This is a genomic window from Kribbella sp., from assembly GCF_035655035.1.
Classification (GTDB): Bacteria; Actinomycetota; Actinomycetes; order Propionibacteriales; family Kribbellaceae; genus Kribbella.
The window spans coordinates 1-12,094 of sequence record NZ_DASRVN010000033.1; the positions used below are offsets into that span (position 1 = coordinate 1).

General features: G+C 69.9%; 18 protein-coding genes. 9 read left to right on the plus strand and 9 right to left on the minus strand.

Annotated elements, in window-relative coordinates; genetic code table 11:
- Window positions 1-346 (minus strand): hypothetical protein (locus VFF46_RS02170; RefSeq protein WP_325035275.1); only part of this gene is annotated, 346 nt, incomplete at its 3' end.
- A gap of 10 nt (window positions 347-356) precedes the next feature.
- Window positions 357-1,361, minus strand: coding sequence for a glucose-6-phosphate dehydrogenase (coenzyme-F420) (gene fgd / locus VFF46_RS02175; protein WP_325035276.1), 1,005 nt, complete (start codon window positions 1,359-1,361; stop codon window positions 357-359).
- Between the two features lie 90 nt (window positions 1,362-1,451).
- Between fgd and VFF46_RS02180 the strand changes: the two genes are divergently transcribed.
- Together VFF46_RS02180 and VFF46_RS02185 are read left to right on the plus strand one after the other, a co-directional pair.
- Window positions 1,452-1,775 carry a hypothetical protein gene (locus tag VFF46_RS02180; RefSeq protein ID WP_325035277.1) on the plus strand — a complete coding sequence of 108 codons (324 nt, stop codon included), beginning with the start codon at window positions 1,452-1,454 and terminating at the stop codon, window positions 1,773-1,775.
- A gap of 297 nt (window positions 1,776-2,072) precedes the next feature.
- Window positions 2,073-2,906 carry a carbon-nitrogen hydrolase family protein gene (locus tag VFF46_RS02185; RefSeq protein ID WP_325035278.1) on the plus strand — a complete coding sequence of 278 codons (834 nt, stop codon included), beginning with the start codon at window positions 2,073-2,075 and terminating at the stop codon, window positions 2,904-2,906.
- An 80-nt stretch (window positions 2,907-2,986) separates the two neighbouring features.
- Here VFF46_RS02185 and VFF46_RS02190 read toward each other — a convergent pair whose 3' ends face one another.
- Together VFF46_RS02190 and VFF46_RS02195 are read right to left on the minus strand one after the other, a co-directional pair.
- Window positions 2,987-3,784, minus strand: coding sequence for an ABC transporter permease (locus tag VFF46_RS02190; RefSeq protein WP_325035279.1), 798 nt, complete (start codon window positions 3,782-3,784; stop codon window positions 2,987-2,989).
- Window positions 3,781-4,488: an ABC transporter ATP-binding protein gene (locus VFF46_RS02195; RefSeq protein WP_325035280.1), complete on the minus strand. Its 708-nt coding sequence runs from the start codon at window positions 4,486-4,488 to the stop codon at window positions 3,781-3,783. The genes VFF46_RS02190 and VFF46_RS02195 overlap by 4 nt, the downstream gene beginning before the upstream one ends.
- A gap of 148 nt (window positions 4,489-4,636) precedes the next feature.
- Here VFF46_RS02195 and VFF46_RS02200 point away from each other — a divergent pair, with 148 nt between their 5' ends.
- Together VFF46_RS02200 and VFF46_RS02205 are read left to right on the plus strand one after the other, a co-directional pair.
- Entirely contained in the window at window positions 4,637-5,167 is a 531-nt protein-coding gene (locus VFF46_RS02200; RefSeq protein WP_325035281.1) for a helix-turn-helix domain-containing protein, read from the plus strand.
- 21 nt (window positions 5,168-5,188) lie between these two features.
- Window positions 5,189-5,689 (plus strand): methylated-DNA--[protein]-cysteine S-methyltransferase, encoded by a 501-nt coding sequence (locus VFF46_RS02205; protein ID WP_325035282.1) that lies wholly within the window; start codon window positions 5,189-5,191, stop codon window positions 5,687-5,689.
- Between the two features lie 104 nt (window positions 5,690-5,793).
- Here the strand turns inward: VFF46_RS02205 and VFF46_RS02210 are convergent, their stop codons facing one another.
- Entirely contained in the window at window positions 5,794-6,243 is a 450-nt protein-coding gene (locus VFF46_RS02210) for a hypothetical protein (RefSeq protein ID WP_325035283.1), read from the minus strand.
- 19 nt (window positions 6,244-6,262) lie between these two features.
- The gene (locus tag VFF46_RS02215; protein WP_325035284.1) at window positions 6,263-7,102 is read right to left on the minus strand and encodes a DUF72 domain-containing protein; all 840 of its coding nucleotides are present in this window, start codon (window positions 7,100-7,102) and stop codon (window positions 6,263-6,265) included.
- Window positions 7,103-7,122: 20 nt separating this feature from the next.
- Here VFF46_RS02215 and VFF46_RS02220 point away from each other — a divergent pair, with 20 nt between their 5' ends.
- The gene (locus VFF46_RS02220) at window positions 7,123-8,061 is read left to right on the plus strand and encodes a phosphotransferase (RefSeq protein ID WP_325035285.1); all 939 of its coding nucleotides are present in this window, start codon (window positions 7,123-7,125) and stop codon (window positions 8,059-8,061) included.
- A 96-nt stretch (window positions 8,062-8,157) separates the two neighbouring features.
- Here the strand turns inward: VFF46_RS02220 and VFF46_RS02225 are convergent, their stop codons facing one another.
- From VFF46_RS02225 to VFF46_RS02235, 3 genes are read right to left on the minus strand one after another with little or no spacing between them, the layout of a single operon-like run.
- Window positions 8,158-8,532 carry a hypothetical protein gene (locus VFF46_RS02225; protein WP_325035286.1) on the minus strand — a complete coding sequence of 125 codons (375 nt, stop codon included), beginning with the start codon at window positions 8,530-8,532 and terminating at the stop codon, window positions 8,158-8,160.
- A gap of 40 nt (window positions 8,533-8,572) precedes the next feature.
- Window positions 8,573-9,568, minus strand: coding sequence for an AAA family ATPase (locus tag VFF46_RS02230; protein ID WP_325035287.1), 996 nt, complete (start codon window positions 9,566-9,568; stop codon window positions 8,573-8,575).
- Window positions 9,568-9,978 carry a hypothetical protein gene (locus VFF46_RS02235; protein WP_325035288.1) on the minus strand — a complete coding sequence of 137 codons (411 nt, stop codon included), beginning with the start codon at window positions 9,976-9,978 and terminating at the stop codon, window positions 9,568-9,570. Before VFF46_RS02235 ends, VFF46_RS02230 begins: the two co-directional genes overlap by 1 nt.
- Window positions 9,979-10,030: 52 nt before the next feature.
- Between VFF46_RS02235 and VFF46_RS02240 the strand changes: the two genes are divergently transcribed.
- The 4 genes from VFF46_RS02240 to VFF46_RS02255 form a co-directional block, all read left to right on the plus strand.
- The gene (locus tag VFF46_RS02240; RefSeq protein ID WP_325035289.1) at window positions 10,031-10,666 is read left to right on the plus strand and encodes a class I SAM-dependent methyltransferase; all 636 of its coding nucleotides are present in this window, start codon (window positions 10,031-10,033) and stop codon (window positions 10,664-10,666) included.
- Between the two features lie 68 nt (window positions 10,667-10,734).
- Entirely contained in the window at window positions 10,735-11,079 is a 345-nt protein-coding gene (locus VFF46_RS02245) for a ClpX C4-type zinc finger protein (RefSeq protein ID WP_325035290.1), read from the plus strand.
- Window positions 11,079-11,639 (plus strand): histidine phosphatase family protein, encoded by a 561-nt coding sequence (locus tag VFF46_RS02250; protein ID WP_325035291.1) that lies wholly within the window; start codon window positions 11,079-11,081, stop codon window positions 11,637-11,639. The genes VFF46_RS02245 and VFF46_RS02250 overlap by 1 nt, the downstream gene beginning before the upstream one ends.
- A partial coding sequence (locus VFF46_RS02255) for a nucleotidyltransferase domain-containing protein (protein ID WP_325035292.1) occupies window positions 11,636-12,094 on the plus strand: 459 nt, incomplete at its 3' end. The genes VFF46_RS02250 and VFF46_RS02255, both read left to right, overlap by 4 nt.

A 12,094-nucleotide genomic window follows, 5' to 3' on the forward strand; every position in this document is an offset into this window, starting at 1 on the left:
CCGTGGCGCCGACCAGGCGGTTGCCGTCGAGGGCGCCGAAGACGCGGTTCGCCGGCCAGAGTGCCTCGATGTCGGCCAGCTCGCCGACGTGGTGGTGGGTCGCGGGCGTGTCGGGGTAGTCGGGCTGGTTCGTCGACTCGAGCGTGTACAGCGCCGCCGCGGACTCCGGCCCCAGCTCACGAATGGTCAGCCCGCCGACGGTGGCCCGCCGTACCGCGGACTCCAGCAGCTCCCGGTCCGGGTCGAACAGCCGGACCGCCCAGGACTCGGCGACCACGCGGTACCCGGCCGCTTCCAGCTCGGCGCACCGCGGGTCACTGTCCTGGACGATCTCGTAATCACCCATCTGGTGATTGTCAGCCAAGCTTGCGCAACAACGGAAGCACGTCTTCGGTGAACTGGGTCAGGAACCGCTCCTGGTCGTTCCCCGGTCCGTGGACGACGAAGTGGTTGAAACCGGCGTCGGCGTACGGCTGGAACTGCTTCACGACCTCCTCCGGGTCCGACGCCACGATCCAGCGCTTCGCGACCTGCTCGATCGGCAACTCGTCGGCGAGTCGCTCCATCTCGGTCGCGCTGGTCACGCTGTGCTTCTGCTCCGGCGTCAGCGACAGCGGCGCCCAGAACCGGGTGTTCTCCAGCGCCGCCGCCGGGTCCCGGTCGTACGACACCTTGACCTCGAGCATCCGGTCGAGGTCCTCGAACTTCTTGCCCGCCTTCTCGGCACCTTCGCGGACGGCGGGGATCAGCTTGTCCGTGTACAGCTCCATGCCCTTGCCGGACGTCGCGATGAACCCGTCACCGACGCGCCCGGCGTACTTAGCCACCAGCGGCCCGCCCGCCGCGACGTACACCTTCAGCGGGGTCTCGGGACGGTCGTAGATGAACGCGTCGACGGTCTTGTAGTACGGCCCCTCGGAGCTGACGCCGTCCTTCGTCCACAGGTCGCGGATCAGCTGCACCGCCTCCCGCAGCCGGGCGAACCGCTCCTTGAACTCGGGCCACTCCATCCCCGACACGGCGATCTCGTTCAGCGCCTCGCCGGTACCGACCCCGAGCATCACGCGCCCCGGGTACAGCATCCCGAGGGTCGCGAACGCCTGCGCGATCACCGCCGGGTTGTACCGGAACGTCGGCGTCAGCACCGACGTACCCAGCTGCACCCGCTCGGTGCGCTCGCCGACCGCCGCGAGCCAGGCGAGCGCGAACGGCGCGTGCCCGCCCTCGTGCCGCCACGGCAGGAAATGGTCCGACACGGTCACACTGTCGAGTCCCAGCTGCTCGGCCCGCACGGAGTACTCCACCAGATCCCGCGGCCCGAACTGCTCCGCCGAGGCCTTGTACCCGACCCGAATGCTCACCCTCTGCTCCCAACGTCGTCTGCGCGTACTCCGGAAACAACCGCGTCCACGTCCGACTTTATGCCGCCCGCGACCTCTACCATCCAGAACGTGTACGCCAACGACGCACGAGTGCTGGGTCTGATCGGTACGACGTTCCGCGCGGCGGGCCTGCCCGCGATCCGCGTGACCGTACCGGCGGCCCTCGCCGAGCGGGCCGTCGCCGCCTGGGAACACGACGACACGACCGCCCCGAACCCGGCCGAGGACCCGTACGCCCGGCTGCAGCGGCACCGCGCCGGGGCGCTCGCGCTGATCGGCCTGTCGATCACCGAGACCGGCAAACTCGACGCCGACGGGAACACCGTCGTCGACCTCAGCCCGGAGCTGGTCGGCGTGGCGATGGACGCGGCGGACGACGTACTGCGTCGTTGATTGACTCCGGCGGGGGCTTCAGTAGGATGTGGGTCCGGCGCGGCCCGCGCCTCACCTTCGTCGACCGGCCCCAGCCCGGTCACACCGAGAAGGCAAAGGGACTTCCTGTCTCGGGCCGCTCGTCCTGGTCACCCGCCTCGGACGGATCGCTGGGGGATCGCGTACGAGTGCGTGGAAGGCCAGATGACAGCGCACAGGAACTTCAAGCAACGGGTCCGAGCCCGAGCCGCCAAAACCGGCGAGTCCTACACCACTGCCCTCCGGCACTTCCGTCCAACTCCAACAGGAGAACCAGACATGCCGGAAATCCTACGGATCGCCACGACCCAGTCGACGGTCCATGAAGACCCCACCGACGCCGCCCTGCTTCGGCAGAGCGGCGACGAGATCCGCACCCTGATGCGGGAGGCCGCGAAGGCCGGCGCCCGGATGGTGCACTTCACCGAGGGCGCGATCTGTTTCCCGAGCAAGCGGGTGATGTCGTCGCTCGGCCCCGACGAGATCGGCCCGTCCGATTGGACCAAGGCCGACTGGACGGCCCTGCAGGGCGAGCTCGACCGGATCACCGCTCTGGCGCGCGAGCTCGGGATCTGGACCGTGATCCCGTCCGTGCACCAGGTCCCCGACGCCCGGCCGCACAACAGCATGTACGTCGTGTCCGACCAGGGGAAGGTCGTCGCCCGGTACGACGAGCGCATGCTCTCCACCACGAAGGTCACCTGGATGTACTCCGCGGGCAGGGAGCCGGTGACGTTCGAGGTCGACGGGGTCCGCTTCGGGCTCGCGCTCGGCTTGGACGTGCTGTTCCCGGAGCTGTTCACGGAGTACGACCGGCTCGGGGCCGACGGCGTACTGGTGTCGTACGCCAGCGCGATCGGCCGGAACGACAACATCGCCGTGCAGGTGCGCGGCGCCGCCGCGAACAACACGTGCTGGGTCAGCCTGGCGGCGACGGCCAACAACCCGGAAGGCGGCCTGTCGTCCGGAGTGGCCGGGCCGCGCGGCCAGTGGCTGACGCAGTGCGCGGAGGACGGTACGCCGTCGGTCGCGATCGCTGAACTGCACACCGACGAGATCACCGCGGTCGGCCGTGACTTCCGCAGCCGGACGCGGGAGCGCATCGGGTCGTGAGCACAGCCTGTCCGGGCGCCGGCTGCAGACGGCGCCTGGGCGGGCCTGCCGCGAGCTGAGCCTGGTTCGCCGGCTCGGTGCTAGGTGATGTCACGGCGGAGCGAGAGGACGGCGGCCGCGGTGGCGGCAAGGGCGGCGTACGTCAGGAGGACTGCGGCGCCGCCTGCCGCGGGGAGCAGGGTCGGGCCGGCGGACGCGGTCTGCTCGGCGATGGCGCCGGCGATGAACGTGAAGTCGGTCAGGGCGGCGGTCGCGCCGCCTGGGAGATACGGGTAGACGGTGTTGATCCCCGGGATGATCAGCAGCACGTACTCCAGGAAGTAGAAGTAGCCGATAATGATGCCTACGGCAACCAACTGGTTGCGGGCCAGGGCACCGATCGCGGCACCGAGCACGGTGTACACGGTCGCGGCGACGGCGAGCCGGATCAGCAGACCGGCCAGGTCCGCGGGCGCGATCGTCAGGTCGACGCCGCGGGCGAGCACGGCCCCGAGCAGTGCGAGTGCGGACGTCAGCGCAGCGATCACGCCGTACCCGAGGCCGAGTCCGGCGTACACGAGCAGCTTCGCGGCGAGCACCCGCCCGCGTCGCGGTGCGGCCAGGAACGTCGTCGCGATGGTGCGGTGCCGGTACTCGCCGGCGATGCCGATCGCGCCGATCACAGCCGGGACGAACAGCAGTACGCCGGTGATGCCGACGACGAGCGCGGCGCCTTCCGGGGTGTCGATGCCGGGCATCGGCGGTTCCGCGTTCTCCGGGCCGACCAGGCTGAGCAGGCCGGTCAGGCCGCCGCCGCAGAGGACAGCCGCGAGGGTCGTCCAGCGGTGCAGGCGGACCGCTGCCAGCCGGGTGGCCTCGCCACGAATCAGGCGGTTCACGCCGTCAGCTCCTTGGTGGTCAGTGCGAGGAACGCCTGCTCCAGCGTCGTCCCGTGCGCCGTGAGATCGCGCAATGATCCGGTCCAGGTGGTGCGGCCGCGGTCGATCAGCACGATGTCGTCGACGGAGTGCTCGAGGTCGGTCAACACATGGCTGGACACGAGTACGGTCCGCCCGGACGCCGCGTACTCGCGGATGAACGTCCGCAGCCAGACGATCCCGGCCGGGTCGAGCCCGTTCGACGGCTCGTCGAGCACGAGTACGTCGGGATCGCCGAGCAACGCGGTCGCGAGCGCGAGCCGCTGCCGCATCCCGGTCGAGAACCCCTTCACCCGGCGGTCGGCGTACGACCGCAGCTCGACCGTGTCGATCACGTGCTCGACGCGCTCCCGCCGGTGCCCGCCGAGTGCGGCGACCGTCGTCAGCTGGCCCCGGGCGGTGGCCGCCGGATGCGCGCCGGCGATATCCAGCACCGCCCCGACGGTCGAGCCCGGCGACGCCAGCTCCCGGTATCGCGTACCACCGAACGTGGCTGTTCCGCCGTCCGGCTCGACCAGCCCCAGCAGCATCCGGAGCGTGGTCGACTTGCCGGCGCCGTTCGGCCCCACCAGTCCGGTCACGCACCCGGCCGACGCCGTGAACGTCACGTCGGCGACCGCCTGCACCGGCCCGAACCGCTTGCTCAACCCGTCCGCCCGGATCATCGCGCGACCCGCTCGGCGATCGGCTCCCGGGTGCCGATCAGCCGCAGGGTCTGGTCGTCGTACCGCAGCGTCGTCATCGGCCACCTCCGGATAGAATCGGTCTAGCAGTGAGAACATTATCAGAGTGATAATAATGGTGGGAAACGAGATGCCCGAGAAACCCCTGTCGGTCGCCGACGTGGTGATGCATCCGGTGCGGCTGCGGATCATCCAGCAGCTCGGCGGCCGCGAGCTGACCACGGCCGCGTTGCGCGAACTGCTCCCGGACGTCACGCCGGCCACGCTCTACCGGCACGTCGCCGCGTTGGTCGAGGCGCGAATCCTGACCGTGGTCGCCGAGCGGCGGGTGCGTGGCGCGGTCGAGCGGACGCTGGCACTCGGCGAACGGGTCGCACAGGTCGACCATGACGAGCTGCGCGCGATGACCGACGCTCAGCTCCGGGATTCGGTCCTCGCCTTCCTCGGGCACTTCGCCGAGGACTTCGACCGGTTCCTGGCCGCGGACGACCTCGAACTGCGCAACCTCTTCGGCGTCGGGCAGACCATGTTGTACGTGAATCCGGAAGACCTCGCCGAGATCCAGGCCGGACTGGTGGAACTGCTCGCGCCGTACCGCGCCGAGCGCGCCGGCCGGAGCCGCGTCAGCCTCACCACGGCGCTGATCCCCTCACAGGAGTAGCCGCCAGCGCGTTCTGTCTGTATGAACAGGCATGCGGTGGTCAGCACCCGGATCGGGGAGCTCACGGTGGTGGTGTCGGAGGATGCGCTGGTCGGCATCTACTTTCCGCACCACTGGGTCAAGCCGTCGGCGGAGACGCTGGGTGAGCGGGTCGAGGCGACCGACCCGCTCATCGCGCTCGTCGTCGAGCAGTTGGAGTCGTACTTCTCCGGCTCGCGGGTCTCCTTCGACCTGCCGGTCCGGCTTGAGGGCGACGCGTTCCAGCGGCGGGTCTGGGCGGTGCTCGAGGAGATCCCGTACGGCGCGACCACGACGTACGGCGAGATCGCCCAGCGGCTCGGGGAGCCGGCACACGCTGCGCAGGCGGTGGGGAAGGCCGTCGGGCAGAACCCGGTGTCGATCGTCGTCCCGTGCCACCGGGTGATCGGGAAGAACGGATCGCTCACCGGGTACGCGGGCGGGCTCAAGCGGAAGCAGTTCCTGCTCGACCTGGAGGAGCCGGTCGGGGCTCGGCTGTTCTAGCGGACCTCCCGCACTGACCAACCTCCGCTCAGCGCGTCGCCGTCCCGGCGCTGAGCGTGCGGCTACGGGAAGCGGCCGAGTTGGTCAGTGCGGCAGGTCCGCCGCTAGCTCAGGTCGCCGACCTGGGCGGCGTACCAGTCGAGTTCGGTGAGGTGTTCGGCGATCTTGCGGAGCGTCCAGTTCGGGCTGCGGTCCTTGTCCCACTCGGCCGGGTCGAGGGCGGCGTACCGGAGGACGAAGGTGCGGCCGAGCCGGGTCAGCCGTTGCTCGGCCTCGCGGACATCCTCCGCGGTGAACGGCGCCAGGTCCGCGGCGGAGGTGAGCGCGCTCGCGTGCCACTCGTCGGGCTGCGTCGGCACGCCGGCCAGCAGCGCCTCGACCTCGGCCAGGTGATCGATCAGGTGGTCGGCGATCCGGCGGACCGCCTTGTGTGGTGTGAACGTGCGGTCGTCGTCGGACGTCCGCGGTACGCCGTCCCACGCCGGCCAGGTGCCGACCAGCTTCAGCGACCGCTGCACCGCTTCGGCGACGAGTTCTCCCGGGTTCTGTGTCATGCGGCCGAGGCTAAGGCCGTCACGCTTCGGCGACCGCCGAACTGATCCCGAGGCGGCGCGCCAGGCCTTCGGCGTCGTACGGCGCGTGCACCTTGACGTCGTTGTCGAAGTACACGTAGGCCTCGCACTTCCACCGGCGGATCTTGCGGGCCCAGTGGTCGAGTGCCTTGTCGTCGTACCCGCTCACGTACAGCTCCTCCGCGCCGTGCAACCGGACGTACGCGAAGTCCGCCGTGACGTCGTCGAACATCGGCCACTTGCCGGCCGTGTCCGCGCAGACCACCGCGACGTCGTGCTCGCGCGCCAGCTCGACGAAGCCGGCGGTCTTGAAGCTCTCGTGCCGTACTTCGATCGCGTGCCGGAGCGGCTGGTCGACGCGTGGTTCGAGCAGCGCGCGGCCCTCCATCCGCTCGTCGTGGCCCTTCGCGACCTCGGCGGCGGCGACCGTTGTCCGCGGCAGCTGCGCGAAGAAGTCCGCGCACCGCGGCGCGTCGTACCGGAAGTTCGGCGGCAGCTGCCACAGCACCGGGCCGAGCTTGTTGCCCAGCGCAAGGATTCCGGAGGCGAAGAAGTTCGCCAGCGGGGCGTCCACGTCGGCCAGCCGCTTCAGGTGCGTGACGAAACGCGGGCCTTTGACGGAGAAGACGAACCCGTCGGGCGTCTCGTCGTACCAGCGCTGGTACGACTCAGGTCGCTGCAAGGCGTAGAACGAGCCGTTGAGTTCGATCGAGTTCAGCCGGGCGGACGCGTACTCGAGCTCGGCGCGCTGCGGGAGTCCGTCCGGGTAGTACGTCTTGCGCCACGGCGGGTAGCGCCAGCCCGAGATCCCCACTCGGTATTTGGATGCCGGCCAGCTCATGACTCGATTATGGTCCCGGCATGCAGATCGACCGCGGTGCGTACCCGGACGCGCGGACTCCCTGGGACGATCCGGCGTGGCGCGCCACGGCGCTCGGCTGGCTGGATGCCGAGCTGGCGCGGATCGGGGTACGGGAGCTCGGCGAGCGGCGGGTCCGGGTCCGGCCGTGGTCGGTGATCGTACGGGTCGAGGCGGCCGATCCGGTGTGGTTCAAGGCGGGCGCACCCGGGGCCGCGTTCGAGGCAGGGCTGGGTGAGGCGCTGGCGCGGTGGACGCCCGAGCACGTGCTCACGCCGTACGCCGTGGACGCCGCGCGCGGGTGGTCCTTGATGCCGTCCGGGGGCGACCAGCTGCGGGTCCTGCCACCCGGACCGCGGGAGTGGATCGACGTGTTGACGCAGTACGCCGAGCTGCAGCGGGCGCTCGTACCGCGGGTGGACGAGTTGTTGCGGCTCGGCGTACCGGATGCGCGGGTGCCGGCGTTGCCGGGGATCTTCGACGCGGCGGTGCTCGAGACGTCGACCGCTGACAAGTTGTCCGGACTGCGGCCGCGGCTGGTCGGGTGGTGCGAGGAGTTGCGGGCGATCGGCGTACCGGATTCGCTGGATCACGCGGACCTGCACGACGGGCAGATCCTGGTCGCGGGAGTCGGACGGTACACGTTCTTCGACTGGGGCGACGCGAACGTCGGGCATCCGTTCTTCAGCCTGCTGGTCACCCTCGAGCGGGCGGCCGAGCTGCACGGACCGGAGGTCGTCGCGCGGCTGGAGGACGCGTATCTGGAGGCGTGGACGGCCGACGGTCATACGTTGCCGGACCTGCGGCGCGCGGCCGAACTCGCCCGTCGCCTCAGCCAACTCACCCGCGCCGGCTCCTGGGCTCGCCTCTTCCCGGACGCCACCCACCTCGGCGTCCCCCACCGCGCCGCCGCGCTCCTCCGCCTGCGCCCCACAGGTTGACCCGGATCCCCAGGCCATCACAATTGTGGCGAATGATCGCGGCTGAGCGTGCCCGGCGTCGGCGCGGCGCGATTGTGATGGCCTGGGGATCCGGCGTCAGGTCGGGAGGCCCTTCGGCCACCACGGTGGGACGTTGCCCGGGCAGGTGCCGTGGGCGCCGGCGGGAGTGCCCTGCCAGGAGAACAGCGCGAGGTCGGCGATCGCGATCGCGACACAGGCGGCGAACAGCGAGAACAGGAACGCCTTCCCGGCGTACCGGAAGACGACGGTGAACAGCACCAGGTTCACGATCAAGGCGATCGGCACCCCGAGGAACAGCAAGGTGAGCCCTCTCGGCACCTTCCCCGCGATCTCCACATGACATGTCTGCCACGCCCGCGACGTGAGCACGATCAGGCCGAACGCCGCCCCGCCACCCACGACCACGGTAAGGAACGACTCGCCCTTACTCCCCTTCGCCGCAAACGCCATGGGATTACGGTAGGTGATCCACCGCGTCAGTTCACGCCGATCAGTCGTCCAACGGGTGCAGATCCACCGGCGTGAGCACCCAGCGGAAGCCGTACTTCGGGGCCGCGGAGCGGTCGATCTTGTCCGGGGCGAAGTACTCGTTCACCAGGCTGACCAGCCGCTCGTGGAACTCCGCGACCCGCTCCCCTGGGACCCGCCCGGCGTGTTCCCCATTGTCCTGGACGAAGCCGGCGGCGTACATCCCCGCGGCCGCGTCGGCGTACGCCTGCACGTAGTCCTGCGCACTCGACCCCGGGATCTCGCTACGCGCGCCGGTCCCGGGGGCCGGGCTCTCCGCGAGCGCGGCGCCGGCGTCCGTACGGCGCCAGCGGCCGGAGTCCTCGACTACGCGGCCGGTGTCGCGGAGCTTCTCCAGGTACCAGAGCACGCGGGCGTCCGTGGCGGCGAGCTTGTCTGCCAGTTCGGTCAGAGTCCGCGGCTCGGCGAGCAGACCGACGATCCCGCGCGGCAGTGCCGATTCGTCCCAGTTCATGCGGACGTTCAATACGTCGAGGAGGCGATCGGCGACCGTTGGGATCGGCCCGGTGGCGTCGAGCAGTACGGCGCCGTACCTCGCATTGTCCGCGTCTTGGTTGGCATGCCAACTGAGGACTCGCTCGAGCTCCGCCGGGCTCGACCCGAAGGCGCCGCGCGCGACGAGCCGTTGTTCGAGCGTGGCCGCGTCGACGGTCAGGTTGATGACGGTGTCGAACAGGTCCCAGATCTCGTCCTCGTTCCCGACCGTCCCACAGACGAACGTGATCCCGTCGGTCGCAAGCCCGTGGAGCGTTGCCGGCGGCAGTCGGTAGGTGTTGTCCGCGAACCACCTGTCGTCCCGGTCCGCGGGCATGACCACCTCGGTCCCCGACGCATCGTCGAACCACCGGGCCAGGCGATCCCTGTCGACGTCGTACACCTCGTACCCACGCCGCCGCAGCTCGTCGCCCACGGCCGTCTTGCCGACTCCGGACGTGCCGGTCAGGTAGACGAGCCCCATCAGTTCACCTTGGGACGGAGCCACATGATCGTGGTTGGGGCCGTTAGGTCTGCGGGTGGTACGACGACAACCTGGTGGTCGTCCTCGTAGACGATCTGGCCGGGAGTCGTGGAGGTGTAGCGCTCGCAGGGGAGGTTGTGGGCGGCGAGGATCTTCAGGTAGCCGGGGATGGGTTCGAAGAGGTGGGCGGCGGTGGGTTTGAACCAGGACGCGGCGTGTGGGTTCTGCTCGTAGGCGGTCGCTGGGTTTGTGTAGGCGGCGTCGTACCAGTCGTTCGTCGTACGGCGGAATCGTTCCTCGGCGGGGGTCAGGTAGCCGCGGCTTGCGAGCATGTTGACGAGGCCGAAGATGCCGATCCGGCGGCCGCGGCGGTCGGGGACGGGGCTCTGGTATCGCACGTACGTCGGCACGTCTGAGATTCTGCACGGTTTCTGTCGGTGGGGGCGTCTACGCTCGCGGGTCATGGTGGATCTGACGGCGACGCGGGACTCGTACGACGCCTTGGCGGCGCGGCATCCGGACGTGGTCGGCGCGGGGCTGGACGACCTGCCGCTGGAGCGTGCCCTGCTGGCCGCGTTCGCCGAGCTGATACTTGCCGACGGCAACAGACAGGTCGCCGACGTCGGCTGTGGATCCGGGCGGGTGACGACCGTACTGGCGCGGCTCGGGCTGGACGCGTTCGGGGTCGACCTGTCGCCGGGGATGGTCGCGCTGGCCCGGCGTACGTACCCGGACCTGCGGTTCGAAGAAGGCTCGCTGCTGGCGCTCGACCTTCCCGACGCGCGGCTCGGCGGCGTGCTCGCGTTCTACTCGATCATCCACACCCCGTGGAAGCTTCGGGCAAAGGTGTTCGCCGAGTTCCATCGGGTGCTCGCGCCGGGTGGGGTGCTGATGCTGGCGTTCCAGGTCGGCAGCGAGCGGAGCCGGCGTACCGAGCTGTACGGCACACCGATCGAGCTCGAGTGGTACCGGCAGCAGCCGGACGAGATCTCCGGGCTGCTGCACGCGGCCGGTTTCAGCACCTGGTCGACGACGGTTCGCGAGCCGGGAGAGGGGGAGACGACCCAGCGCGCGTATGTGATCGCCCGGAAGAACTGATTGACCCCCGTGATTTGTCAGGGCTACCCTGACGTGTCAGGACGTACCTGACAACTTGGAGGTTGGCGATGCCGGACAACGTGTTGCGCTGCTCGTTCTGCGGGAAGGTGCGGGACGAGGTACAGCACCTGGTCGCCGGGCCCGGAGTGTTCATCTGCAACGAATGCGTCGAGCTGTGCGAGCGCGTGATGAGCGACCAGCCGCTGCCGTCGTTCCCGCCGCTGGACGGGAAGACCGACGAGGAACTGCTGGCGGACATGGCGCGCCTGGACGCGTCCCGCGGGCAGGTCGAGGCCGCCGTACAGGATCGTGTGCAGCGGTTGCGCTCGCGGTCGGTGACCTGGGCGCGGATCGGCGAAGCGCTCGGCGTCAGCAGGCAGTCCGCCTGGGAACGGTACTCCGGGGAGGAGTGATGATCCTGCTCGTCCGGCACGGCGAGGCCGACGGCACCCAACTGGATTCCGAGGGTTGGTGGGGCCCGGCGCGCGACTTCGCGCCGCTGTCCGCGCGAGGTGTGCAGCAGGCGAAGGAGGCAGGCCGCCGGCTACGCGACTGCGGCGCCGACCGGATCATCGCCTCACCGATGACGCGCGCCCTCCAGACCGCCGCGCTGATCTCCGCCGAGACCCAGCTTCCGCTCACCGCGGTCGACGTCGACCTGCGCGAATGGCTTCCCGACAACACCCTCACCTGGCGATCCACCGAAGCACTGGCCGCCGCCGAGGAACGCACGCGGTACGACGGCAGCTGGCCGCCGGGCGAGTCCCGCACCTGGGAACCCCACACCTCCGTCCGCCGCCGGGCGCTCGACGCCCTCCGCCGTCACTCCACTGGTACGCCGTTCATCGCCGTCTGCCACAGCGTCGTCATCGAAACGCTTACGGGTACTCGCGGCATCGAGCACTGCGGCGTACACCCGTTCACCCTCGCCGACGCCGCCCATCCACCCGACGAGGTGTTCCTCCCCCGATGACGCATCCACTCGTTGAACTCCGCGACCACTGGCTCCGTACGACGACAGCCGCACTCCAGGCAGACCCGGCAGTCGTCGGCGCATCCCTCGTCGGCTCCCTCGGCACCGGCCGCGCCGACGAGTGGAGCGACGTAGACCTCCTCGTCGTGGTCGAGGACTCCCACCTCGACACCCTCGTACTCCCCAGCACCGCCCGCACCTTCACGATCGACGCCCGCCACAACGGCCCGGCCGGCACGCGGGCAAGCAGCGCGCAGTACGTCGTGAACGGCCTCCCGTTGTGGGTCGACTGGCACGTACATCCGCTGTCCCGTGCCGCCTGGCCGTCCGACAGCAAACTCCTCTTCGAACACCGCCCGATCCACCACACCCCGGCCACCTTCACGACGTACCTGAACACCGGCCCCCGCGAGCCCGCCACCCCCAAAACCCCCGCCGAAGAACAAGCCATGCGC